Annotated in this window: 25 protein-coding genes and 2 pseudogenes; 6 read left to right on the top strand and 21 right to left on the bottom strand. The window is 60.6% G+C overall.

Annotation, left to right across the window (positions count from 1 at the left end):
- Positions 1–49 precede the first annotated feature (49 nt).
- Positions 50–367, bottom strand: coding sequence for a DUF2834 domain-containing protein (locus AB4P94_RS20605; protein WP_395607174.1), 318 nt, complete (start codon positions 365–367; stop codon positions 50–52).
- Between the two features lie 122 nt (positions 368–489).
- Here AB4P94_RS20605 and AB4P94_RS20600 point away from each other — a divergent pair, with 122 nt between their 5' ends.
- Positions 490–2,199, top strand: coding sequence for an amidase (locus AB4P94_RS20600; protein WP_395607173.1), 1,710 nt, complete (start codon positions 490–492; stop codon positions 2,197–2,199).
- A gap of 424 nt (positions 2,200–2,623) precedes the next feature.
- Here AB4P94_RS20600 and AB4P94_RS20595 read toward each other — a convergent pair whose 3' ends face one another.
- Genes AB4P94_RS20595 through AB4P94_RS20585 form a run of 3 tightly spaced genes read right to left on the bottom strand, consistent with a single transcriptional unit; the run spans position 2,624 to position 4,051 of the window.
- Complete coding sequence (locus AB4P94_RS20595; protein WP_395607172.1) at positions 2,624–3,358, bottom strand: CPBP family intramembrane glutamic endopeptidase; 735 nt, start codon at positions 3,356–3,358, stop codon at positions 2,624–2,626.
- A gap of 7 nt (positions 3,359–3,365) precedes the next feature.
- The gene (locus tag AB4P94_RS20590; RefSeq protein WP_395607171.1) at positions 3,366–3,836 is read right to left on the bottom strand and encodes a RidA family protein; all 471 of its coding nucleotides are present in this window, start codon (positions 3,834–3,836) and stop codon (positions 3,366–3,368) included.
- Positions 3,833–4,051, bottom strand: coding sequence for a DUF6434 domain-containing protein (locus tag AB4P94_RS20585; RefSeq protein ID WP_395607170.1), 219 nt, complete (start codon positions 4,049–4,051; stop codon positions 3,833–3,835). The genes AB4P94_RS20590 and AB4P94_RS20585 overlap by 4 nt, the downstream gene beginning before the upstream one ends.
- Positions 4,052–4,310: 259 nt before the next feature.
- Here AB4P94_RS20585 and AB4P94_RS20580 point away from each other — a divergent pair, with 259 nt between their 5' ends.
- On the top strand, positions 4,311–4,742 hold the full coding sequence (locus tag AB4P94_RS20580) for a nuclear transport factor 2 family protein (protein ID WP_395607169.1): 432 nt from the start codon (positions 4,311–4,313) through the stop codon (positions 4,740–4,742).
- 11 nt (positions 4,743–4,753) lie between these two features.
- Here AB4P94_RS20580 and AB4P94_RS20575 read toward each other — a convergent pair whose 3' ends face one another.
- On the bottom strand, positions 4,754–6,079 hold the full coding sequence (locus tag AB4P94_RS20575; protein ID WP_395611369.1) for a PLP-dependent aminotransferase family protein: 1,326 nt from the start codon (positions 6,077–6,079) through the stop codon (positions 4,754–4,756).
- 90 nt (positions 6,080–6,169) lie between these two features.
- On the opposite strand from AB4P94_RS20575, the gene AB4P94_RS20570 reads away from it, so the two are divergent.
- On the top strand, positions 6,170–7,060 hold the full coding sequence (locus tag AB4P94_RS20570; RefSeq protein WP_395607168.1) for a DMT family transporter: 891 nt from the start codon (positions 6,170–6,172) through the stop codon (positions 7,058–7,060).
- Here AB4P94_RS20570 and AB4P94_RS20565 read toward each other — a convergent pair.
- The gene (locus AB4P94_RS20565; RefSeq protein WP_395607167.1) at positions 7,057–7,611 is read right to left on the bottom strand and encodes a YceI family protein; all 555 of its coding nucleotides are present in this window, start codon (positions 7,609–7,611) and stop codon (positions 7,057–7,059) included. The genes AB4P94_RS20570 and AB4P94_RS20565 overlap by 4 nt on opposite strands.
- 121 nt (positions 7,612–7,732) lie before the next feature.
- Between AB4P94_RS20565 and AB4P94_RS20560 the strand changes: the two genes are divergently transcribed.
- Positions 7,733–8,227: a PaaI family thioesterase gene (locus AB4P94_RS20560; RefSeq protein WP_395607166.1), complete on the top strand. Its 495-nt coding sequence runs from the start codon at positions 7,733–7,735 to the stop codon at positions 8,225–8,227.
- A gap of 44 nt (positions 8,228–8,271) precedes the next feature.
- Positions 8,272–9,159, top strand: a complete 888-nt coding sequence (gene yghX / locus AB4P94_RS20555; RefSeq protein ID WP_395607165.1) for a YghX family hydrolase — start codon at positions 8,272–8,274, stop codon at positions 9,157–9,159.
- A 218-nt stretch (positions 9,160–9,377) separates the two neighbouring features.
- Here yghX and AB4P94_RS20550 read toward each other — a convergent pair whose 3' ends face one another.
- The 7 genes and pseudogenes from AB4P94_RS20550 to AB4P94_RS20520 all read right to left on the bottom strand — a co-directional run bounded on the left by AB4P94_RS20550 (position 9,378) and on the right by AB4P94_RS20520 (position 14,013).
- Positions 9,378–9,863 carry a hypothetical protein gene (locus tag AB4P94_RS20550; protein ID WP_395607164.1) on the bottom strand — a complete coding sequence of 162 codons (486 nt, stop codon included), beginning with the start codon at positions 9,861–9,863 and terminating at the stop codon, positions 9,378–9,380.
- Between the two features lie 123 nt (positions 9,864–9,986).
- Positions 9,987–10,247, bottom strand: coding sequence for a DUF6429 family protein (locus AB4P94_RS20545; RefSeq protein WP_395607163.1), 261 nt, complete (start codon positions 10,245–10,247; stop codon positions 9,987–9,989).
- Positions 10,248–10,477: 230 nt separating this feature from the next.
- Positions 10,478–10,801: a hypothetical protein gene (locus tag AB4P94_RS20540; RefSeq protein ID WP_395607162.1), complete on the bottom strand. Its 324-nt coding sequence runs from the start codon at positions 10,799–10,801 to the stop codon at positions 10,478–10,480.
- Positions 10,792–11,043 (bottom strand): annotated as a pseudogene (locus AB4P94_RS20535) (colicin E5-related ribonuclease); the annotation flags it as partial. The gene AB4P94_RS20540 and the pseudogene AB4P94_RS20535, both read right to left, overlap by 10 nt.
- A 267-nt stretch (positions 11,044–11,310) precedes the next feature.
- A pseudogene (locus AB4P94_RS20530) lies at positions 11,311–11,667 on the bottom strand (DUF637 domain-containing protein); the annotation flags it as partial.
- Positions 11,668–11,875: 208 nt separating this feature from the next.
- The gene (locus AB4P94_RS20525; protein WP_395607161.1) at positions 11,876–13,060 is read right to left on the bottom strand and encodes a DUF2252 domain-containing protein; all 1,185 of its coding nucleotides are present in this window, start codon (positions 13,058–13,060) and stop codon (positions 11,876–11,878) included.
- Between the two features lie 74 nt (positions 13,061–13,134).
- Positions 13,135–14,013 carry a LysR family transcriptional regulator gene (locus AB4P94_RS20520; RefSeq protein WP_395607160.1) on the bottom strand — a complete coding sequence of 293 codons (879 nt, stop codon included), beginning with the start codon at positions 14,011–14,013 and terminating at the stop codon, positions 13,135–13,137.
- 131 nt (positions 14,014–14,144) lie between these two features.
- On the opposite strand from AB4P94_RS20520, the gene ampC reads away from it, so the two are divergent.
- A complete protein-coding gene (gene ampC, locus AB4P94_RS20515; RefSeq protein WP_395607159.1) occupies positions 14,145–15,287 on the top strand; it encodes a class C beta-lactamase in 1,143 nt (380 codons plus the stop codon).
- A gap of 132 nt (positions 15,288–15,419) precedes the next feature.
- Here the strand turns inward: ampC and dctM are convergent, their stop codons facing one another.
- The 8 genes from dctM to AB4P94_RS20475 all read right to left on the bottom strand — a co-directional run bounded on the left by dctM (position 15,420) and on the right by AB4P94_RS20475 (position 24,213).
- Complete coding sequence (gene dctM, locus AB4P94_RS20510) at positions 15,420–16,700, bottom strand: C4-dicarboxylate TRAP transporter large permease protein DctM (protein WP_395607158.1); 1,281 nt, start codon at positions 16,698–16,700, stop codon at positions 15,420–15,422.
- A complete protein-coding gene (locus AB4P94_RS20505; RefSeq protein ID WP_395607157.1) occupies positions 16,700–17,332 on the bottom strand; it encodes a TRAP transporter small permease in 633 nt (210 codons plus the stop codon). Before AB4P94_RS20505 ends, dctM begins: the two co-directional genes overlap by 1 nt.
- A 161-nt stretch (positions 17,333–17,493) precedes the next feature.
- Positions 17,494–18,477 carry a TRAP transporter substrate-binding protein gene (locus AB4P94_RS20500; RefSeq protein WP_395607156.1) on the bottom strand — a complete coding sequence of 328 codons (984 nt, stop codon included), beginning with the start codon at positions 18,475–18,477 and terminating at the stop codon, positions 17,494–17,496.
- A 229-nt stretch (positions 18,478–18,706) separates the two neighbouring features.
- The gene (locus tag AB4P94_RS20495; protein WP_395607155.1) at positions 18,707–19,522 is read right to left on the bottom strand and encodes an HpcH/HpaI aldolase/citrate lyase family protein; all 816 of its coding nucleotides are present in this window, start codon (positions 19,520–19,522) and stop codon (positions 18,707–18,709) included.
- Between the two features lie 117 nt (positions 19,523–19,639).
- Entirely contained in the window at positions 19,640–20,833 is a 1,194-nt protein-coding gene (locus AB4P94_RS20490) for a CaiB/BaiF CoA transferase family protein (RefSeq protein ID WP_395607154.1), read from the bottom strand.
- A gap of 9 nt (positions 20,834–20,842) precedes the next feature.
- Positions 20,843–22,192, bottom strand: coding sequence for an MmgE/PrpD family protein (locus AB4P94_RS20485; RefSeq protein WP_395607153.1), 1,350 nt, complete (start codon positions 22,190–22,192; stop codon positions 20,843–20,845).
- A 10-nt stretch (positions 22,193–22,202) separates the two neighbouring features.
- The gene (locus tag AB4P94_RS20480) at positions 22,203–23,366 is read right to left on the bottom strand and encodes an acyl-CoA dehydrogenase family protein (protein WP_395607152.1); all 1,164 of its coding nucleotides are present in this window, start codon (positions 23,364–23,366) and stop codon (positions 22,203–22,205) included.
- A 28-nt stretch (positions 23,367–23,394) separates the two neighbouring features.
- Positions 23,395–24,213 carry a MaoC family dehydratase N-terminal domain-containing protein gene (locus AB4P94_RS20475; protein WP_395607151.1) on the bottom strand — a complete coding sequence of 273 codons (819 nt, stop codon included), beginning with the start codon at positions 24,211–24,213 and terminating at the stop codon, positions 23,395–23,397.
- Positions 24,214–24,436: the final 223 nt, after the last annotated feature.

Below are 24,436 nucleotides of genomic sequence, written 5' to 3'. Positions count from 1 at the left end.
GCAGCTGGAAGAGACTGATTGTGGCTGAGCGTCTCTTGATGGCGCCCCGCTATTTGCGCGAGCCCACATCCCGGTACGCATTCACCACGATATAAAGCAACGGGCCAACCGAAACAAACACCGCCGTCAGCAAAAAGTACGGCACCACGGAGACAACCGACCGCCCCCGTCCCCGCGCATCCCGGTACATCCACACACACGCCAGCACCGCCATCAAGTACAGGTCAATCACCACCTGCGCCGTGTCCGGTCGCGAAATCAGTTCCCGGCCAAACGCCAGCAGCGATTGCTCTGCCGTCAGCATCGTCGCCACGGTATACAGCGAAAAAGCCACCAGCGCGGCCAGGGCAAAATAGGGTCTCTGCATATTCCTCTCCTTGGAGTGCAACCTTGATCATCGGATTGCCACCTTACTCGGGGCGCTGGTTTTGTGAAATATCTGTACGTAGACTGCCGCCATACCTCCCACTTGAAGGCGGCGAAAAAAACGTGATGCAAGTTACCGAAGTCTCCATTGCCCAATTGCGCGCTGCGCTGGAAAGCGGCCAGACCACGGCCGTTGACCTGGTCCAGGCCTACCTCGCACGGATCGATGCCTACGACGGCCCGCAGACCGCCACCGCGCTGAACGCCGTGGTCGTGCGCAACCCGCAAGCCCTGAAAGAAGCCCAGGCGTCCGATGCGCGCCGGGCCAGGGGCGAAACCCTGGGGCCATTGGACGGCATTCCCTACACGGCCAAAGACAGTTACCTGGTCAAGGGCCTGACCGCCGCATCCGGCAGCCCCGCTTTCGCCAAGCTCACGGCCCACCGCGACGCCTTCACCATTGAACGCTTGCGCGCCGGCGGCGCCATTTGCCTGGGCAAGACCAACATGCCGCCCATGGCCAACGGCGGGATGCAGCGCGGTGTGTATGGCCGTGCTGAAAGCCCTTACAACGCCAACTACCTGACCGCCCCCTTTGCTTCCGGCTCGTCGAACGGCGCTGGCACCGCGACGGCGGCGAGCTTCGCCGCATTCGGCCTGGCGGAAGAAACCTGGTCGAGCGGGCGTGGCCCGGCGTCCAACAATGGCTTGTGCGCCTACACGCCGTCGCGCGGGGTGATTTCGGTGCGCGGCAACTGGCCGCTGACCCCCACCATGGACGTGGTCGTACCTTACGCACGGACCATGGCCGACCTGCTGGAAGTGCTCGACGTGGTGGTCGCCGAAGACCCCGACACCCGTGGCGACCTGTGGCGCCTGCAGCCCTGGGTGCCGATCCCGAGCGTGGCCTCGGTGCGCCCGGCGTCTTACGCCGAACTGGCCGTGAACAGTGAAGCCCTCGCCGGCAAGCGCTTTGGCGTGCCGCGCATGTACATCAATGCCGACCCGGAAGCGGGCACCAGCGAAAAACCCGGCATCGGCGGCCCGACCGGGCAGAAAATCAACACCCGTGCCACGGTGATCGAGCTGTGGCAAGCCGCACGCAAGGCACTTGAAGCGGCCGGTGCCGAAGTCATCGAGGTGGATTTCCCGCTGGTATCCAACTGCGAAGGCGACCGCCCCGGCGCGCCGACCGTGTTCACCCGCGGCCTGGTCTCCAAAGAGTTCCTGCACGACGAATTGTGGGAACTGTCGGCCTGGGCCTTTGATGATTTCCTGCGCGCCAACGGCGACCCGACCCTGAACCGCCTGGCGGATGTGGACGGGGCGAAGATCTTCCCCCACGACCCCGGCACCCTGCCCAACCGCGAAGACGACCTGGCCGCCGGCATGGACGAATACGTGCGCATGGCCGAGCGTGGCATCACGCCCTGGAACGAGATCAGCACCGTGCCCGACGGCCTGCGCGGCCTGGAACAAACCCGGCGCCTGGACCTGGAAGACTGGATGGACAGGCTGGGGCTGGATGCCGTGCTGTTCCCGACCGTGGCGGATGTGGGCCCGGCGGATGCCGACGTTAACGAAGCCTCGGCCGACATCGCGTGGAGCAACGGCATCTGGGTCGCCAACGGCAACCTCGCCATTCGCCACCTCGGCGTGCCCACCGTTACCGTGCCGATGGGTGTGATGGCGGATATCGGCATGCCGGCGGGGCTGACGTTTGCCGGGCGCGCTTATGATGATTCGGCGCTGTTGCGGTTTGCGGCGGCGTTTGAAGCGACGGGTAGCAAGCGGCAGATCCCGCCCCGCACACCGCCCCTGACCACCGACTAAACGCGGTCAAAACTGTGGGAGCGGGCTTGCCTGCGATAGCGGTGTGTCAGCGAAATGTAACTGACTGGCCCCGCGCCATCGCAGGCAAGCCAGCTCCCACATGGGCTTGTATTTCAAGTTGGGGCAGCAGACTGAACGCGGACAAAACTGTGGGAGCGGGCTTGCTCGCGAATGGGGTGGATCAGTCGGCATATTTGTCGCTGACAGTCCGCATTCGCGAGCAAGCCCGCTCCCACATTTGATCGCGTTTCAAGTCGGGGGCAGCAAGCATCTAGATGCCCCATCACACACCACCGTCGCGGAAGACTAAACGCGGTCAAAACTGTGGGAGCGGGCTTGCTCGCGAATGGGGTGGATCAGTCGGCATATTTATCACTGACGGTCCGCCTTCGCGAGCAAGCCCGCTCCCACATTGGTCCGCATTTCAGGTTAGGGGCACCGCAATCAGCAGGATGGCGGTGCCATGTGCCAGGATCGCCGGTAACACGCCATAACGCATTCGCACCACCCCACACGCCAACCCTTCGATCAGGGTAAACAGCAACACCGGCCAGCCCAATTGGGTCACGCTCAGCGCCAGGAATGTGTGGCAAGCAGCAAACGCCACACCACTGATCAGTGCCGCCCGCAATGGGCTGACTTGCTGCTCCAGATAGCCCTGCAGAAACCCGCGAAACAGCACCTCTTCCAACGCATTGGCGCCATAGGTCAGCACCACCATGCCCGGCAACCACACCCAGTAACCGTGAATCCCGGACGGGTCGATGCCCTGGTAAACCCGCAACGGCACGCCGATCAAACACCCCACTGCCAGCCCCGCCAGCAGGCCCGTGCCTGGGTTGCCAAGCGTCCAGCGCATCAACCGCCACAGCTGCGGCGCCAGGCGTGAAAGCAGCATGACCAGCACCGCCGAAAGGCCGCCCAGCATCGCCAATACAAAGGCATTCGCGCTGAACGCAATTTGCAGTTCGCTGCCCAGCTTCCACATGCCCAGCGGCGTCATCACGTCGCGCATCAACACGAACGCCAACAGCAGAATCAGAATACGCAGCGCAATCTGCGTTTTCGGCGTAAGCGCAAACCACGCACCCAACAGCGCCAGCCCCGGCGCCAAGTGGACGCCGTAGTCAATCAAAACCGCCATGCCCTGAGTGATCATGGGCCACTCAACCGTGAGCGACGGCAATCATGTCGATCTCGACCGCCGCGGATTTGGGCAGTTGCATCACCCCCACCGACGTACGCGTGTGCACCCCGGCGCTGCCGAGGATTTCATGCAGCAGGTCCGACGCACCGTTGGCCACTTCACTCTGTTGATCGAACGCTTCGGCGCTGCGCACGTACACAGTAATACGCGGTATGGCCTTGATTTGGTCAAGCGTTCCCAGCGCCTGCTTGAGCAGCCCCAGGCAACGCAGCGCACTGATACCGGCGGCGATTTGCGCCTGGGCCAGGGTCAGGCTGTCGCCGACTTTGCCCGGCAACACAATGGCATCGCCTACCCGGGGAATCTGGCCACTGATGTACAGGTGGTTGCCATCGCGGACCAGCGGCGTGTAGTTGCCGCCCACCTTGAATTCGTCCAGCTGATAGCCGATGCGCTGTTGCGCGGCCTGGTATTTTTCGTCGCGGGTCATGGTTTTGGCTCCTGCTGCCGACGCTGCCATTCATCCACGACATCGCCCAGGGTCTTGGGCACGTCGTTGCGAATCCAGGCCATGAAAGGCCGGTCGAACGTGAACCCGGGACCGCAGTGCTCACGCATGAAACGGCGCACGTTCTGGGTATTTTTATAGTGGAGTGTCACGGGGGTGGCGCGAGTGATGGCGTCGCTGTGCCAGTCAAAATCCATTTTGGCCCTCGGGGCAGTTTGTTATTTGGGCGCTAGCATAGCGATGCGCCATTCACGCAGGAAGTGGCCGACAGAAACAGCACGAACAAATTAATGTGTTGGGACGTCGTACAAGATCAAGCAGTGCTTAGAACGCCATACCCGCTAATCTTTTCAAGATATTTCGAAATTTCACTTTCCTTCCGCACCTGAAATATTGCATGGTTGTACGACGACTCAAGCAGTCGTCACCACCCCCAACAAGAATAAGGAAACACCCATGCAAAACGTCAAAGTGCTGATCGGTTTTCTGTGCCTGTTCACCGGCTACGTCGCAGCTGCGCCTGCCCCGGCCGAAAAGGATGTGGCCCAAGCGGTCGACCAACTGACCCAAGCCATGCTGCACCTGGACCTCAAGCAGTTGCACGCGTTGACGTCCGACAAACTCACCTACGGCCACTCCAGCGGCAAGGTGCAGAACAAAGACCAATTCATCGCCGACCTTGAATCCCACACCAGCGCCTTCAAGACCCTTGAAATGCAAAACCAGACCATCATCCTGGACGGCGACACCGCGCTGGTGCGCAACCACTTTCACGCGCTGGCCGTGAACAGCGGCGTCGACACGCCGACTGACATCGACAACTTCCAGGTGTGGCAGAAACAAAAAGGCAAATGGCTGCTGATCGGCCGTCAGGCTTACAAATACTGATCAGCCCCGGCTTACCACGCCACCACCCGGCGGACTTTCAACAGCGCCTCGCGCAAGGCCGGCATGTCCACCGAGCCGAGCGCCAGGCGTAACGCATGGGGCACATACGCCGAGACCGCAAAGGGCTCGGCGGTGGACACCGAAATATGCTCACGTTGTAACGTCATTGCGACCTGATCGGCCCGGGCCTCCTCTGCCAGGGGCAGCCACAGAAAGTAGGATGACGGGTGGCTGATGTAACTCACGCCCTTCAACACCTGCGCCGCCAACGCTTGCCGGGCTCGCGCGTCCTCGCGCTTTTGCGCTTCCAGCCTGGCGACGGTGCCATCTTCGATCCACGCCACCGCAATCGCACTCATCACCCCCGGTACGTTCCAGGTGGTCGCCATGATGGTGCGTTCCAGCACTTTGACCCACGTGGCCGGCGCCGCGATAAACCCCACACGCAAGCCCGTTGCCACGCTTTTGGACAGCCCGCCGACATACACCGTGCATTCCGGCGCCAGGGTGGCGAGCGGCGCGGGCGCGTCGTCGGCGAGGAAGGCGTAGGCCGCGTCTTCGATGATCATCAGATGGTGCTGGCGGGCGATGGCCACCAACTCCTCACGCTGCGCCAGGCCCATCACCCAACCCAACGGGTTGTGCAAGGTCGGAATGCTGTACACCGCGCGCACCGGACGTTTGCGGCACAGGTTGCGCAGGAACTCCAGGTCGGGGCCGCCGGGCGTTACCGGGATCGCGACAATTTCAAGGTGCAAGGTTTCAGCCAGCACCTTGAAGCCTGAATACGTCAGCGCGTCGACGGCAATCACGTCACCGGGCTTGAGCAACGCCATCAGGGTCACCGCCAAACCGTGCTGCGCGCCGCTGACCACTAAAACCTGTTCCGCCGCCACCGTCAGCCCGCGACTCAGCAGATGCCGCGCCACCACCGCACGTTCATGCAAGCGACCGGCGTGGGGCTGATAACGCAGCAAGGCGTCAAGATCGCCCGACAACGCCAGTTGGCGCAGGGCCGTGCGCAACAGATCCGCCTGGCCGGGCAGCGACGGGTAGTTGAAGTTCAGGTCAAGCATGCCCGTGGCGAGCGTCATCTGCCCGCTGCCCTGCCCCGGCGGCAGCGCGATCTCGCGCACAAACGTGCCCCGGCCGGTCTCGCCACTGACCAGGCCCATGGCCTCAAGCTCGGTGTACACCCGGCTCGCGGTGACCAGCGCCAGGCCATGGTCGGCCGCCAATTGGCGGTGGGTGGGCAAGCGTGTACCGGGCGGCATTGCCCCCGAGCGGATATCTTCGGCGAAGGCGTCGACCAGCGTTTTGTAGCGGGCGCGTGGCATGAGGGATGTATCCATGACAATTCTTTGATTGTCCTAATCTTCAACCCTAGGATGCCGGGCACGCAACTTCTCTTTTTCAGGCCTATTCCCATGGAACGCACCTCGCGGCTCGGCACGCTCGACACCAGCACTCAGGGTTGGATCAACGGCTTTATCGGCGTAGTGATATTCAGCGGCTCATTGCCGGCCACACGCTTGGCCGTGATGGAATTCGACCCTGTGTTTCTCACCCTGATTCGCGCCACCCTCGCGGCGGTGCTCGGGCTTGGCCTGCTGTGGTTGTTCAGGGAAAAACGCCCTGCGCGCCATCAATGGGCATCGCTGGTGATCGTCGCACTCGGTGTGGTCATCGGCTTTCCCCTGCTCACCGCCCTCGCACTGCAATACGTAACTTCGGCGCACTCCATCGTGTTCGTCGGCCTGCTGCCGCTGGCTACCGCGCTGTTTGGTGTACTGCGTGGCGGCGAACGACCGCGCCCGGTGTTCTGGCTGTTCTCGATCCTGGGCAGTGGGCTGGTGATGGGTTACGCCTTCGCCCAGGGCCTGAGCGCCGCGCCGATGGGGGATGTGCTGATGCTGCTGGCGATTCTGGCCTGCGGCCTGGGCTATGCCGAAGGCGCCAAGCTGTCGCGCAGCCTGGGCGGCTGGCAAGTGATCTGCTGGGCGCTGGTGGTGTCGCTGCCGGTGGTGGCGCCTTTGAGCCTGATCCTGGCGCCATCGAGCTTCACCGGCATCAGCCTGCCCGCCTGGCTGAGCCTGGCTTACGTGTCGCTGTTCAGCATGCTGATCGGCTTTGTGTTCTGGTACCGCGGCCTGGCCCAGGGCGGGATCGCCGCCGTCGGCCAGTTGCAATTGCTGCAACCCTTCTTTGGCCTGGCATTGGCGGCAGGCCTGCTGCATGAGCAGGTCAGCACGGGCATGGTCCTGGTGACGGTCGCAGTGATCGGCTGTGTGGCCGGGGCGAAAAAGTTTGCGCGTTAGCGCTGTGGCGCGACCATCTTGAATTTGATGTTGATGTCGTTCGATACCACGCTGTTACCCGCCCATTCGCCTTCGCCGATCTTGAAGTCGTCACGCTTGAGGACCAGCTCGCCGTCAAACACGCCGATGCCGCTTTGCTCCTTGAGCACCACGTCCACATCCACCGGCCGCGTGGTGCCCTTGATGGTCAGGTTGCCGGTGATTTTGTAGCGGTTATCGCCCAGCGGGGTGACGCCGGTGGATTCATACACGCCCACCGGGTAAGTCGCAGTATCAAACCAGGATGCGCGCTGCAGCTCGTCATTGGCATCGGGGCTGCCCGCATCGATGCTCGCCAGCTGAATCTTGAGCAACGCATGCCCGGCCTCGGGCTTTTGCGTGTCAAACGTCAGCGTGCCTTCAAAATCGCTGAAGGTGCCGTACACGCGCTGGCCTAATTGTTTGTAGGTAAAGCTGATCTGGCTGGCCGTGCGGTTGACGTCCTTGTACTCCACCGCCTGGGCGCTGGTGCAAAAACCGAGAAGGATGGCCAGGTAAACGAGAGGCTTCATGCAACGCTCCATATAGGGCAGGAAACAGGTACTGAGCTAACACCCCATCTCACGGATTTATTCCCATCCGCCCCGTGGCCTGCTAAACAGAGTAGTCGCCCCACACTCATAAGGACGCTGCATGCACACCCCCGCCCTACAGGACATCACTGCGCCGGAAGGCATCTGCTACGGCTGCGGCGCGAGCAACCCCCATGGCCTCCATATTAAAAGCCGCTGGGACGCCGACGGCATTCACCTGATCGCCGAGCACCTGCCCGAAGCCCAATACAGCGGCTGGCCCGACCTCGTTTACGGCGGCCTGATCGCCATGCTGGTGGACTGCCATTCCAACTGGACCGCGATGGCTTACCACTACCGCGCCGAGAGGCGTGAGCCCGGCAGCCTGCCGCGCATCGACTGCGTCACCGGCAACCTGGGCATCAAATTCATCAAACCGACGCCCATGGGCATCACACTGACGCTGCGCGCCCGCATCGAAGGCGACGTCGGCCGCAAAAGCCGCGTGGTCTGCGAGGTGTACGCCGGGGATGTGCTGACGGCCATTGGCGACTCGGTGTTCGTGCGTGTCGATACCCGGCAATTGTCGGACGCCGCCCATGGCCGCGAGGGCTGAACCTGGTCTACATTGATGGCCACCGCTAATCGAGGATTGCACCGATGACTCGTCTCACCGCGAAAGACTTTGCCCCCGAACTGCTGGAACTCTACGACGGCTACGCCCACGGCAAGATCAACCGCCGCGAATTTCTCGACCGTGCCGCGCTGTTCACCTTCGGCGGCCTCACCGCCTCGGCGCTGCTCGCGGCCCTGAGCCCTAATTACGCGCTGGCCGAACAGGTCAAATTCACCGACCCGGACATCGTCGCCGACTACATCACCTACCCTTCGCCCAAAGGCAACGGCACCGTACGCGCCTACCTCGTGCGCCCGGCCAAAGCCGCCGGCAAATTGCCCGCCGTGGTGGTGGTGCATGAAAACCGTGGCCTGAACCCCTACATCGAAGACGTCGCCCGGCGCCTGGCCAAAGCCGGCTTTATCGCCCTGGCACCCGACGGCTTGACCTCCGTGGGCGGCTACCCCGGCAACGATGAAAAAGGCGTGGAACTGCAACAAAAAGTCGACCCCGAAAAACTCATGAACGACTTCTTCGCCGCCATCGAATGGCTGATGCACCACGACAGCAGCACCGGCAAAGTTGGCATCACCGGCTTCTGCTACGGCGGCGGCGTGACCAATGCGGCGGCGGTGGCCTACCCCGAACTCGGCGCGGCGGTGTCGTTTTATGGTCGGCAACCGGACGCCAAGGACGTGCCGCGCATCAAGGCACCGATCATGCTGCATTACGGCGAGCTGGATACGCGGATCAACGAAGGCTGGCCCGCGTATGAAAAGGCGCTGAAGGCGGCGGGTACCACGTACGAGGCGTATATCTACAAGGGCGCCAACCACGGGTTTCATAATGATTCGACGCCACGCTATGACGAAGCGGCGGCGAACCTGGCCTGGGAACGCACGCTGGGCTGGTTCCACAAATACCTGGCCTGACGGTTATCCAACCGTGGGGGCAGGCCTGCCTGCCCCCAAGGCATAGCCAATATCCCTGACACCCTACACCCCAAAATGTGGGAGCGGGCTTGCCCGCGAAGGCGGTGCATCAGCCAACTTTTCCATCACTGGCACACCGCCTTCGTAAGCAAGCCCGCCGCCGTTCTGGCCATCACCATAAAAGCCCGCACGTTCTAACGCATGCAATCATCAGGCAATTACATAACGCCCTCACAGCTCTGCTTGTTAACTTCAAACCTGCCAATCTCTTTCACATGTTTACTGCTATAGACGTAAACATAAGTCCCACCCAAGGAAAGGATCGACTGCTCTTTTTTCATTTCCGAGTCGCAAACCGATTTCGCAACGACTGGCTTAACCTGCGCCACGTTAAAGTCATTGGGACCTGCGTCGTAACCCGGCACATTGTAGTAGAGCATCAGCGTGTGGCTGTTGGTCGCTTGCGCTCGAATGAACGTCGTATTTTCATCAACCAACCGATGGTTGGGGAGCGTACGCGCGGTAATAATGATCAGGTCACTCAGGAAGCTGGGCTTGCTGGTCGGCGGCGGATCTTGCATCGCTTGCAGGGTTAAAATTGCAATCACTGCTACAGCAACTGCTCCCCATACTGAATACCAAAACACTTTCTTTTTTTGCTCTGCTATCACCGCACAACTCCTTGTAAGCCAGGCTAACGACATGCCAGGCGATCTTTGATATTTATAGCCGCGTAAATGGAAAATTTATTTTGGGGGCTGACAAAAAGGGGGCAGATTTACTTCTTCCGGTTATCCGGATGCACCCAGCTTGGCCGTAGCAGGAAGTCAACCTTCGGGCTCGGACGTATGCCCAGATTGAGTACTCACCCCAAATAATCGGTCAGCTATCTGCCGACCCCGCGCTTGCCCTTCCGCCGTCAACCAAATCGATTTGTTCTTGTTTACCGGATCACTGATCAAACCCTGTTCATGCAGCCGATTCATGATCTCGAAGTCAAACCCTTTCCAGCTATTTCCGTGGTCGAAACTGAAGGCCGCCAGCAGCGCAAGTACGGCGTCTTCAATCAGTTTTTCGTCGTATTTCATGATCGTTGCTCCGCTCAAGAAAACTGAGAAACAGGGGACAGATTTATTTTAAGTAAAAAGATTACCTAAAAATCAAATAAATCCGTCCCCTTTTTTCCCTTTCATCCAGAACCCTACGCCTCCTCGGGATTCAAGCTCAGGCCTTCCAGCAATATGCCGAAGCTGTTTCTGGCTGATTTTGCCAACCACCTGTCGAAGGCCTTTAGGCGTAAGAACACCTTTCGCACCAACTAAACTCTAACTAGCACAAACTCCATAAAAACATCACTACCAATCATACTTTCAATAATTATCCGACTTGCTTCGATCGAATTCACAACGAAGTTTATTTCACTCAATGACGCAGAAAAATCAACAATACAATCCATGTCTGGGACTCTCTTATCTTCCTTTATTTTAAACCCCTCGATACCGAGAACCGCAATCTCATTATCCTTGCAGAAGTCAATAAGGCGCCCCCCATCATCAATATTAAATAAAGGAGTGCCACTCCACATTAATGTAGGAGTAATAGGTAAGTCCTCTACGGACACTTCAACAGCAATTAGTCCCATAGTGCAACCCACTTCGGATCATTTTTATTGGAGACTTGAACAATCGTTCCGGTACGATCATTCCTCACTACATAAGAGCCGTCCCTAGCGATATACCCAGTTGCTGGATCGTTAAGACGGCTCCCTGACACAGTATCAAAACGGGTGTCTCTAGTCACAACCGTTTTAACAGGGTTATGGATTGCAGACTGTATAGAGCTTTCCGTCCAGCCCAGCTTACCCATTTGATCGGCGATCTTTGACTCAATAGTAATGGGCACGCCTTTTGCTCCACCCACAAGCCGGCCTAATATTGCCGCCAGCCCCACACCTGTGAGCTCACCGGCCATAAAATAGCCCCAAGCCTTAACGAACTCGTTCGCCGGTTGAACCCCTTCAAAACCTTGTCCTCGGGCCAACTCCAGCTGTGCTTGGGCAATTTGGTCGTTAGTGGCACCCTTTTCCAGCATGTCCTTTGCCAGCGTCGTCGCGGCTGATCCGTATTCACTCAAACCTGGTGGCAGGTGCTCCAGGAAGTTGTATTGCGTCAGGTTCTTCGCAACCCAAGCCCCCTTCTCCAACTTCGCCGCATCCGCATCCTTCTGCCCCGCTGCCGCCAGCACGCCGACGATCTGCGAACTCATCGTCAGCAATTCCTCATTGCCTTTGACCAACGCATTCAGGTGAGTGACCAGCGCCTCATTCGCACCCGCCGCCAATGCGCCGGTTTTAAAGTCGCCGCCTGTGGCTTCCGCCAGCAAACCACCGACCATCGCGTGAATCGCGATTTTCGGTGCTGAGCCATCAGCGATTACACCTTCTGTGTAATTGCCCACCAAGTTGAAACTGGCGGCTGCCAAGGTATTGAACAACGCGCTCTTCAGCGCATAGCCAATTTACTATTTCCGAAAAACGGATAAACGCCACCACTTGACACTCACAACACCACAAAAATTTAAATAGGAAAACGCCGACCATTCCCGGGAAACAGGTCGAAAAACATAATAAGTAACAAAGTTAATCGTCTACATGACTCGCTGCGCGAAAGCCTCAAGCACAACGCGCGCAGCGATTCACACACGTTTCGCAAACCACTCAGTGCTCCAGCGCATACCGCCGGCAATGGTTCAGATAGCCCTGTTCATGGCTCCCCACCAACTGCACCACACTGGTCCACAACCAGGACGGCGCATCCAGTTGCTTCGAACGGTTTTCCTGCAGCGTGGCCATCCATTCCTTGCGCGTGGCACGGTCCATCTGCCGCGCATGGGCAATGCCGACCACACGTGCCAGGTAACCGGCGGCGTGCATGGCATCGATTTCACTGAGTTCATCCAGCTCCAGTTTCATGTCCTGGGGCAGTAATTCGCGGATGAAAAAGCCGTGATCCAGAAAGCGCGTGGCGACCATCCGTTCGCCCAGGCCCGGCGACAGCTGACGCGCGCCCTCCACGACTCGGCGGCCGTTGTCCCGAGGCATCTTTGCCCGTGCAGCGCGGGGAGCCGCGGCGCCGACAGCTTCCTTGATGTCGATCAGGCAGTATTCCTGGTCATATTTATCGCCGACTCCCAGCAACGCGGCGTAACGCAACAAGCCCAGGGAGCTGCAGCCCTTGACCCAATACGCCGAGTCCAGCAGTTCGACCCTGGCATCCTTGGGGCGACCTTTGAGCGAGGTGACCAGTTGATGGATTTCATCAGACGCGCAGAGCGTTTGGAGGGCGCCCTTCTCTGCCCGTGACAGCGACCAGAAATGCTTGCCCAGTGGAATGCTCGGGCGGGCATTTTCGATGCGTTCACGCGCCAGGTTTTTCCAGGTGCGCTCCACCGCGCTGCGCATCCCGGCCTTGACCTGGGACGGGCGCGGCGGCGCTTCGTCGGGCTTGTCTTTGAAGGCTTGTTCATAGCCCACCATCATTTCTTCAAGCATGCGCGCGGTGGTCACCCCCGGCAGGTCCGAGCCACGCGCGGCGGTGGCCAGTGACAACGCCAGACGCACCAGGTCGTGGGCGGGGTTACCGATCACGGTTTGGTCGAGGTCGCGGATATGCATGTCGATGCGGCCCTTGTTGTCACCGGTCGGCCCGAGGTTGCCGGCGTGGCAGTCGCCGCAGATCCAGATCGCCGGGCCATGGGGCAAGCGACGGCCCGGTTGGCTGTGCAGCCATTCGTAGAATTGCACAGTGCTGCCGCGCACGTAGGCGTGGGCGGAGCGTGCCATCTTCAGGTTACGCAGTTGAATCAGGTGGGGCAGGCGGTCGGCGGGGCGCGGAATTTTCATGGAGGCACTCAGTACGGGGTACGGTAGAGGTTAGCCCGGCACGAATGTTTCATTTTGTTTCAGCAATAAAAAATCTACCCCTTCGCCGACGCTTCTTTCAACCAGCCCTTGAACGCAGCCATCGCGGTGGTTTCCGCCCGCGACTGCAAACGCGTCAACCAATAGCTGCCGGTGGTGATGCCGACGTCGAACGGTTGGCGAATCACATCACTTTCCAGCTGGCGCGAGAACATCATCGCCGGGGCCAATGCCACGCCGATGCCTTGCAGCGCGGCTTCCATCATGGCCAGCGACGAATCGAACACAATGCTGCGCGGTACCAGGGTGTCGGCGGGCAACCCGGCGGCTTGAAACCATTGCGTCCACTCATCGGCGCGATAGGAGCGCAGCAAGGTGTGTTTCAACAAGTCGGCTGGTGTCTGCAGTTGCTCGGCGATGGCGGGCACGCACAGCACCGTCAACGGAGCCTCCAGCAGTTCGCAGGCATCGGTGCCATGCCAAGCGCCGGCACCGAAGCGAATGGCGTAATCCAGGCCCTCGGCGGCCACGTCTACCCGGTTGTTGTGGGTGGACAGGCGCAGGTCGATAAAGGGGTAACGCGCCTGAAAGTCCGGCAGGCGTGGCAGCAGCCAACCCACGGCGAAGGTGCCTACCGCGCCGACCGTGAGCACTTCACGGTAATGCCCCCCCTCGAACTGGCTGAGGGTCTGGGCGATGCGGTCAAACGACTCGCGCACCACCGGCAGCAAGGTTTCGCCTTCACTGGTGAGCATCAGCCCGCGTGGCAGGCGTTTGAACAACGTGACATTGAGCTGCGCCTCCAGGCTTTTGACCTGATGGCTGACCGCCGCCTGGGTCACGCACAGCTCGATCGCCGCCCGGGTAAAGCTCAAATGGCGGGCAGACGCCTCGAAGGCGCGCAAGGCATTGAGGGGCAAGTGGGAGCGCAACATACAAAGCCCTTAATTTTTCTAATGGCAGGTGCGAGATATCATCGTTTGCCGCCGCCACAAAAGCCACCTAGATTTGCCACGCCTGCGCAGGCCTTAGCGTCAGCTCATCCTTTACATGGAAGCGAACCACCATGAAGCATAATCTACAAAAAATTCTGATATCTGCCTTATTGCTGGGCTCAGGCACCTGCATGGCGGCCACAGACCTGCGCACGCTGGTGGACAGCCGCGTCGAACCGTTGATGCAACAACAAGGTATCCCCGGCCTGTCGGTGGCCGTGGTCAACAAAGGCCAGGTGCAATACTTTAATTACGGCGTCGCCGCCAAAGACACCCAGCAACCGGTGAGCGAAGACACCCTGTTTGAAATCGGCTCGGTGAGCAAAACATTCACCGCCACCCTCGGCGGTTATGCCCTGGCGACCGGCAAGCTCAAGCTCTCGGACAAAGCCAGCGAGCACTTGCCTGCCCTGGCCGGCGGCGTGTTTGATCACATCAGCCTGCTGCAATTGGCCACCTACTCCGCTGGCGGCCTGCCGTTGCAATTTCCTGATGCGGCCGACAACGCCGAGTCCATGCTCGCTTACTTCCAGCAGTGGAAACCCAAATACGCTCCCGGTGCGCAGCGCCTCTATTCCAACCCGAGCATCGGCCTGTTCGGCTACCTCGCCGCGCAAAGCCTGGGCCAGCCGTTCAATGTGGCGATGGAGAAAACCCTTCTGCCCAAATTGGGCTTGAACAACACCCACGTCAGCGTACCGGCCGACAAGTCAGCCCAATACGCCCAAGGCTATGACAAAAACCAGAAACCTATACGCGTCAGCCCCGGCGCACTGGACAGCGAAGCCTACGGCATCAAAACCAGCACCCAGGACCTGGCCCGTTATGTCATTGCCAACATGCACCCGGACACACTGGAGAAACCGCTGCAACAAGCCATCGCCGCCGCCCACACCGGCTACTACACCGTGAACGGCATGACCCAGGGCCTGGGGTGGGAGGCCTACCCCTACCCGATCAAGTTGCAGGCATTGCTCGATGGCAACTCCACCGAAATGGCCATGCAGCCGCACAAGGTCAACTGGCTGAACCCGGCAAAGGCTGAAACCGCCGACATACTGTTCAACAAAACCGGCTCCACCAGCGGGTTCGGTGCTTACGTGGCTTATGTGCCGAGCAGGGATATTGGCGTGGTGATTCTGGCGAACAAGAACTACCCGAATGCGGAACGGGTCAAGGTGGCCCACGCGATTTTGAGCGCACTGGACCACTAAAGCCCAATCAAAAATCAAATGTGGGAGCCGGGCTTGCCCGCGATGACGGTGTGTCAGCCAATACACTTGGCACTGATACACCGTCATCGCGGGCAAGCCCGGCTCCCACATTGTTTTTGCGCAGTGGCTTAATTACATACCAAGCCAGTGCGGCAGTGCCAGCGAGATAAACGGCAAATACGTAACCATGATCAGGAACACCAACAAAATCATCAACCACGGCAACGCCGCGCGAATCGTCTGCCCCAGGCTCAAGCCCGTCACCGCCGAGGTCACAAACAGGTTCAACCCCACCGGCGGGTGCACCAGGCCAATCTCCATGTTGACCACCATCACAATCCCCAGGTGAATCGGGTCGATCCCCAGCTTCATGGCAATCGGGAAGAAAATCGGCGCCAGGATCAGCACGATGGCAGACGGTTCCATAAAGCTGCCGGCCACCAGCAGCACGATGTTGACCATGATCAAAAAGCCAATCGGCGTCAGCCCTTCAGAGATCACCCACGCGGTGATTTCCTGGGGGATCTGTTCGGTGGTCAGCACATGGGCAAACAGCATGGCGTTGGCGATGATAAACATCAGCATGATCGCCAGGCGCCCAGACTCGAGCAGCACCTTGGGGCAGTCGCGCAGCTTCATGTCCTTGTAGATGAACAAGGCCACAAACGCCGAATACACTGCCGCCACCGCCGCCGCTTCCGTCGGCGTGAACATGCCGCTGTAGATGCCGCCGAGGATAATCACCAGCAACAGCAAGCCCCAGAACGCACGGCGGGCGCAGGTCAGCCATTCGCGAAACGTCGCGCGTGGCTGGGCCGGCAGCTTCTTGATGCGCGCGACGATATAGATCGCGACCATCAGCATCAAACCCAACAGCAGCCCCGGAATCACCCCGGCCATAAACAGCTTGCCGACCGAAGTTTCGGTGGCCGCCGAGTACACCACCATCACAATCGACGGCGGAATCAGGATGCCCAGCGTACCGGCGTTGCAGATGATCCCCGCGCCGAATTCCTTCGGGTACCCGGAGCGCACCATGCCCGCCACCGCAATCGAACCCACCGCCGCCACCGTGGCCGGCGATGAACCGGACAGCGCGGCAAACAGCATGCAGGCCAGCACTGCCGCAATCGCCAAGCCGCCACGGATGTGGCCGACACAGGCGTTGGCGAAGTCGATCAGCCGCTGTGCTACGCCGCCGGTGGTCATGAACGCGCCGGAGAGCAGGAAGAACGGAATCGCCAGGAAGGTGTAGGCGTCAGAGGTTTCAAACAGCTTGATCGCCAGCGAACTCACCGAGTCCTGGCTGAACATCAGGATCGATACCGCACCTGACAGCCCAAGGGAAATCGCGATGGGCACGCCGAGGAACATGAACACAAACAGCAGTAAAAACAGACAGAGCACGGCCATCAGTGACGCTCCTCATGGCTGCCGGCCAACTTGCTGGCTTCACCGGCTTCGTCGGCCAGGCCCAACCCGACCTGACGGTGGGTGAATATGCGGTAGAAGATTTCCAGGTAGCGGATAAACACCAGGGCAAAACCGATGGGTACGATGATCACGATGTCGCCGACGTCGACGCCATATTGGTCAAGGTCTTCGGCACCGATATGCGCACTCATCACCGCACTGACCCACTTGTAGCTGGCGACCATGAACAGCCCGGCATAGGCCAGGCAACACAGGCAGGCGAGCATGCCGAGCAGGCGTTGCACCGGGCGCTTGGTCAGCTTGACCAGCGCGTCCACGCCGAGGTGGCCGGCAGTGCGCACACCGTAAGAAATACCAAAGAAAATCAGCCAACCGAACATGGCCTTGGTCAGCGCCACGCTCCAGGTCATGTCCTGGGCCCAGGTCATGGTGTGGTCGCCCAGCGCGTTGAAGAAGGTGCTGCTCAAGGCCCACTTGTCGGCCAGGGAAAAGAACAGCGTGTAGATGTTGTTGAGCATGACGTAGACGAATGTCACCAGGGTCATGGCGGCCAGCAGGAAGGCAATGAACCCTTCCTCCAGGTGCTCCCAGACGCGCCTTAGCGTTTGCATGGCAAAACCTCGCGAAGCGGGAATGATGTCGGGATGGAAACCGGGTCAAACTGTGGAAGAAGATCTCTGTGGGAGCTGGCTTGCCTGCGATAGCGGTGCATCAGACAAACCGCTATCGCAGGCAAGCCAGCTCCCACATTTGATCAGCGTCGCTCAAACGATCACTGGTTGGAGGCGTCCGCCGCCTTGATCAGGTCCGCACCAATCTCACCCTCGAACTTCTGCCACACCGGGCGCATCGCCTCGCGCCACAACTGGCGTTGCTCGGGGGTCAGTTCGATGATTTCGCTGGTCTTGGCGTCAATGATCTTCTGCTTGGCCGACTGGTTCAGCGCTTCAGCCTGTTTGTTCACCTCGACGGTGACCTCGACCATGATCTGGTCCAGGGTGCTGCGGATATCCGGTGGCAGGCCGTTCCAGAACTTGGCGTTGGTGATCACCATGTAATCGATCAGGCCATGGTTGGACTCGGTGAAGTACTTCTGCACCTCGTTGACCTTCTGGCTTTCATAGTTCGACCAGGTGTTCTCGGTGCCATTCACGGTGCCGGTCTGCAGCCCCTGGTACACCTCGGCGAAGCTCATCTTGCGCGGGTTAGCGCGGATCGCCTTGAACTGTTCTTCCAATACGCTGGAGGCCTGCACGCGGAATTTCAGGCCACGGGCGTCCTTGGGTTCATGCAGGGCTTTGTTCGAGGAGAGTTGCTTGAGGCCGTTGTGCCAATAAGCCAGGCCGAGGATGTTCTTGTCCTGCATCGAGGTCAGCAAGGCCTTGCCCTGAGCGGCCTGGAAGCGGTCGACAGCCGCCAGGTCGTTGAACAGGAACGGCAGGTCATAAATCTGCACTTGCTTGGTGTATTGCTCGAATTTGGCCAGGGACGGCGCGAGCATCTGCACATCGCCCAGCAGCAGTGCTTCCATCTCCTTGCCATCGCCGAACAGCGAGGAGTTCGGGTACACCTCGACCTTGACCCGGCCCGGCAGGCGTTCTTCGGCAAGCTTCTTGAACAGCAGCGCGCCCTGGCCTTTGGGGGTGTTTTCGGCGACCACGTGGGCGAACTTGATCACAATCGGGTCCGCCGCCTGGGCCAGGCCCGCGGCAAACAAAGTGGCGGCGCACAGCAGCGCCCGGGAGAGCTTGAGCATGGGGAAATCACCTTCTTATTGTTGTGTTGTAGGGCAAGGTGCCTGATGTGACGCGTGTAGTGAATTTCGAATTTTAGATACCTGCGTTCGGCGCAGGCGAACACCGATTAGAGACTGAGTGTGGGAGCTGGCTTGCCTGCGATAGCGATAGGTCAGGCAGAGAATTTTTTGGCTGATACACCGCTATCGCAGGCAAGCCAGCTCCCACAGTTTGATTCGGTTTCGTCAGTTAGAGCTGGGCTGCCAGCAACCTCTGTGCCCGCAGCAACACCGGCGCATCCACCATCTGCCCGTCAATCTGATAGGCCCCTGCCCCGTGTGCTCCACCGTCTACCACGCGTTTGGCCCAGGCCAAATCTGCCGCACTCGGCGCCAGCGCGTCATGAATCACCGCCACCTGTTTGGGATGAATACACAGCGCACCGGCAAACCCCATTTCATAGGCATGCCGGATTGAGCGGCGCAAGCCCTCGGGGTCGTCGATGGCCGGGTGCACGCCGTCCAGCGGTGCGACCAAACCCGCAGCGCGCGAATGGACGATCAGCGCCAACCGCGCCTGGTCAAGAGCGAAGTTCGCGGCGGCTGATTGGCTGCTCAGGTTCAGGTCCAACGCCAAATCCAGGCCGCCGAACGACAGGCGCTGCACCTGGGGCGCACGGGCGATTTCAGCCACGGCCAACAGCCCTCGCGCACTTTCGATAATCGGCCAGATCACTTTACCCGTGGCGGCGACCACGGCCACCTGGGCTGCGCTTTCCACTTTCGGCAGCAATACACCTGACACGTTTGAATGGGCTTTGCAGAACGCCACATCTTCAAAATGCTCAGCGTGTTCAGGCGCATTGATGCGCACCCACACGCGGGCATCCGGATTGGCCGTCAAAAACGCGCCAAGGTTGTCCCGCGCCTGACGCTTGAGCGGCTCTTCCACCGCATCTTCAAAATCCACAATCACCGCATCGGCGCCGCTGGCCAAGGCTTTGGTGAACCGCTCCGGACGGCTTCCGGGTACAAACAGTGCAGAGCGCACAAGAGGGTTTGGCATGACTGAATGTCCTTGTTATCACGGTCCAATGTGGGAGCTGGCTTGCCTGCGATGAGGGCCTTGAGGCTTGCAGTGCTCTCTTGGGCGCCATCGCAGGCAAGCCAGCTCCCACAGGGGTCAGATGACTCCGCGTGTTTTGAGGTTGGCGATGGTTTCGGTGGAATAACCCAACTGATCGAGAATGCCTTCACTGTGCTCGCCCAATGCCGGCACCGCATCCATGCGCGGAGTAAACGCGGCATTGCGCGCCGGCGGCAGCAGCGATGGCAATGGCCCGGAGGGGCTGTCGACTTCGCGCCAACTGTCCCGCGCCTTGAGCTGCGGGTGGTCCCACACGCCTTGCATGTCGTTGACCCGGGCGCTGGCGATCTGTGCATCTTCCAGGCGCTGGATCACCGCCTCGGCGTCCAGTGCCGCGAAGCTGTCGACAATGATCTGGCGCAGCACCTCACGGTTGGCCGAGCGTTTGAAGTTGGCCGAGAAATGCTCATCGGTCGCCAGTTCCGGCGTGAGCAGCACCTTGTCACAGAACGCCGCCCATTCGCGTTCATTCTGCAAACCGAGCATCACCGTGCCGCCGTCGCCAGTGGGAAACGGCCCATAGGGATAAATCGTCGAATGCGCCGCTCCGGCACGCGGTGGCTGTGGCGCACCGTCGAAGGCGTAGTACATCGGGTAACCCATCCACTCCACCAGGCTTTCGAGCATGCTGACGTCGATGCGGCTGCCCTTGCCGGTTTTGCCGCGCAAGAGCAGCGCCGACAGGATGCCGCTGTAGGCATACATGCCGGCCGAGATGTCGGCGATGGAACATCCGGCCTTGGCCATCTGGTCCTCACCGGGGCCACCGGTCACCGAAAGAAAGCCGCCTTCGCTCTGGATCAGCAGGTCATAGGCTTTCTTCTTTTCGTACGGCCCGCCTTCGCCATAGCCGGAAATATCGCAGACGATCAGCCGCGGAAAACGCGCCTGCAGCGCCTCGAACGACAGGCCCATGCGCGCCGCCGCGCCGGGTGCGAGGTTTTGCACCAGTACGTCGGCGTCGGCCAGCAGGGTTTCAAGGATGTCGCCGGCCTCGTCCTGCTTCAGGTCCAGGGTCAGGCTTTCCTTGGAGCGGTTGGTCCACACGAAATGTGAAGCCAGGCCACGCACGCGTTCGTCATAACCGCGCGCAAAGTCACCCGCGCCCGGGCGTTCGATCTTGATCACGCGGGCGCCCAGGTCCGCCAATTGGCGGGTGCAGAACGGCGCAGCAATCGCGTGTTCCAGGCTGACAACGGTGATGCCGTCCAGTGGTCGCTGATTAGTCATGACAATTCCTCAAAGCCAGTGGGCCATGGACGCCGCGTTACGCAGGTTCCACACCTTTTCGATCAGTGCATCGGCCTGGGCCGGGGTGCGCGCGTGGCTGAATTGGGTCAGGCGCTGGAACTTGTCCGCCAGCTCCGCGCGACTCAGCGTGTTGCCCGGATCGCCCTTGGGCTCGTCAATCGCGCCGAGCAGCGTGCGGCCATCCGTGGTGGTGACGGTGACGCGGCCCAGCCAGCGTTGCGGGTAGGCGCTGTCGACCTCGGGGTCGAGGGTCATGCTGACCTTGTCGCGGAAAACGCAAACCGCAGGTTCGGTCAGCGCCATCTGGTGAAATTCGGTCAACCCAGCCTTGCCGTGCACGGCGATCAGGCCGAGCACCGTGCCCATGGAAAATTTGGCCTGATGCACAGAGGCCGGCACCTTCACGCGGCCGAGCACATCGATGGCGCCCTGGTGCACGCGCGTTTCCACGTGGGTGATGTCAGCGGCAGTGAGGCCTTCGCGCTGCATCAGGTCCAACAGCGCATCGGCCGCCGGATGGGTGTGGCGGCACGAGGCGTGGAACTTGAACGACGTTTCCAGCAGCGCCCAGCGGCTGCCCAGACCGGCGGACAATTTGGCCGGTTCGGCATCACTGGACATGCCGGCGGCCATACCCTGGTCGCCCTCGAGAATATTGCGCGCACCGGTCAGCCCGTCGGCGGTCAAGTACGCAGCAAGCAAACCATCCGCCGCCGCCTTGGCCGTGTGCAGTTGCTTGGAGTCGGCGGCATCGCGCAGAAACTCCCAGAGCCCGGCGGCCTGAGTGCCGGCGCTGCCGAGCAGGTTGATGAACTGCTCTTCGTTGAAACCCAGCAGCTTGCCCACGGCCACTGCCGCCGCGAGCGTGCCGACCGTCGCCGTGGTGTGAAAGATGCGGTAGTGAGAGCGGCCCATGAATTCGCCGATGCGAATCCCGGCTTCATAGCCGGCGACCGAGGCCAGCAGCAAGTCGCGGCCGGATTTTCCGAGGTCTTGTGCGGCAGCGAGCGCGGCGGGGAACACCACCGTTGCCGGGTGCAGCACGGAGCTGTTGTGCAGGTCATCCTGCTCCACCAGATGGGACGAAGCGCCGTTGACCAACGCAGCGAAATAGGCGCTGCTGCTGCCGCCGTTGACGATCACCTGCGCCGGGCCATTGGCCGGGCCCATCGTTTGCGCATAGCGCTCAAACAGCGGAATCGGGTGTGCGCCCTTGCTGGCCAGCGCCGAGGCGAGCCAGTCCAGGTACAGGTCTTCGGTGCGCGCCAGCACGTTTTCGGGTAATTGCGCATAGCTCAAATCGGCCAGAAACCGACACAAGGCTTGGGTATGGCTCATGGTCGATTCCTCAAAAACTGCGTGGCAGTTCGAGCAGATGCTCGGCCACGTAGGACAGGATCAGGTTGGTGGAAATCGGCGCCACCTGGTACAGGCGCGTCTCGCGGAATTTGCGCTCCACGTCGTACTCACAGGCAAACCCGAAACCGCCGTGGGTTTGCAGGCAGGCGTTGGCCGCTTCCCACGAAGCTTTGGCGGCCAGGTACTTGGCCATGTTGGCGCTGGCCCCGGCATTCTTGCCGCTGTCGTATTCCTCACAGGCACGCCAGCGCATCAGGTCCGCCGCTTCAATCTCGATATGCGCTTCGGCAATCGGGAACTGCACGCCCTGGTTCTGGCCGATAGGCCGGCCAAACACCACGCGGTCGCGGGCATAGGCGCTGGCCTTCTCGATAAACCAGCGGCCGTCGCCGATGCACTCGGCGGCGATCAAGGTGCGTTCGGCGTTGAGGCCGTCGAGGATGTATTTGAAGCCTTTACCCTCCTCGCCGATCAGGCTGTCGAGGGGCAGCTCCAGGTTGTCGAAAAACAGTTCGTTGGTTTCGTGGTTGACCATATTGGCGATGGGCTGCACCGTCAGGCCGTTGCCGATGGCCTCGCGCAGGTCGACCAGGAAGATCGACATGCCTTCGGACTTTTTCTTCACCTCGGCCAGCGGCGTGGTGCGTGCCAGCAGGATCATCAGGTCGGAGTGCTGAACCCGCGAAATCCAAACCTTCTGGCCGTTGATCAGGTATTTGTCGCCGCGTTTGATGGCGGTGGTCTTGATCTTGGTGGTGTCGGTGCCGGTGGTGGGCTCGGTCACGGCCATCGATTGCAGGCGCAATTCGCCGCTGGCGAGCTTGGGCAGGTAGAAACGTTTCTGTGCTTCGCTGCCGTGCCGCAACAGGGTGAACATGTTGTACATCTGGCCGTGCACGGTGCCGGAGTTGCCGCCGCAGCGGTTCACCTCTTCAAGAATCACCGAGGCTTCGGCCAGCCCCAGGCCCGAGCCGCCGTACGCTTCCGGGATCATCGCCGACAGCCAGCCGGCGTCGGTCAGCGCCTTGACGAAGGCTTCAGGGAAGCCCTTTTCCTCATCAACCTTGCGCCAGTAAGCGGCATCGAACTCGGCGCACAAGGCGCGCACGCCTTCGCGGATGGCGTTGAGTTCTTCATTGTCATTCGGGTTCATTTACGGCTCTCCGCCTGTTGTTCTGTGATTATTCGAAGTGGACTTCAGCTGTTTGCGCCAAGCCGTCGGCATTGCCGGCCCACAGCTCGGCGACGCCGTTGTGCGTGACACGCCCTGCGACTTCAAACGGCTGTGGCGCGATCAAGGGGCGCACGCCGCGATAGGCGAACCGGCGCAAGGAGGCTTGCGGGTGTGCGCGGCAAAAGGCGCGCAGGCTCAAGGTGGCGATCAGCGGCCCGTGCACCACCAGGCCCGAATAGCCTTCGGTGCCGGTGACATAGGGGTAGTCGTAGTGAATGCGGTGGCCGTTGAAGGTCACCGCGCTGTAGCGAAACAGCAAGGTGGGCGTGGGGTCGACGGCCTCAGCCCATTCGCCCTGCCCCAGCGCCTCGCCGCTGCCTTGTTTGGGCGGCGTAGGTTCGCGGTAGACGATGTCTTGTTCTTCACGGATGGCCAGGCGGCCGCCCTGGGAATAGTCATGGCGCACCGTGACGAACAGCAACGAGCCGGTGCGCCCGGTCTTTTCTTCGACTTGCGTGATCGTGGACACCCGGGTGGCCGCCTCACCGGCACGCAGTGCATGTAAAAACTCGATGCGCCCACCGGCCCACATGCGGTTGCGATTGTCGGCCGGCGGCAGGAAGCCACCCCGGGCCGGGTGGCCGTCAGTACCCAGGGCCGTTTCCGGTAGCGGGTCCTGAAAGAAACACCACTGCCACAGCGGCGGGACGTCCGCGCCGTCTTCGGGCACTTCCTCACCCAAAGTCGCGGCAATACGCTTGAGCAGGTTATGGCTCAGGTGGTCGTGGGCGGTTTCGCTTCGGCCGATCCAATCGGTGGCGCTCATCGGGGGCATGTCCTCGGGCAGTGAGTGTCTGCACCGGATCATGCAAGCGCCTGCCCGTTCTGAGAATTTGCATTTCAATAAACCAGCGTTCGGTTATGCTGAACGCCACCTGCTACACCTCTGTTTAATGTGGGAGCGGGCTTGCTCGCGAAAGCAGTGTGTCAGTCAACACATTTGTAGCTGATACACCGTATTCGCGAGCAAGCCCGCTCCCACACTTGGA

It is taken from the genome of Pseudomonas sp. B22129, from assembly GCF_044218875.1.
Classification (GTDB): Bacteria; Pseudomonadota; Gammaproteobacteria; order Pseudomonadales; family Pseudomonadaceae; genus Aquipseudomonas.
The sequence above is the reverse complement of the archived record's forward strand: the minus strand, read 5'-3'. Positions and strand labels throughout refer to the sequence as shown.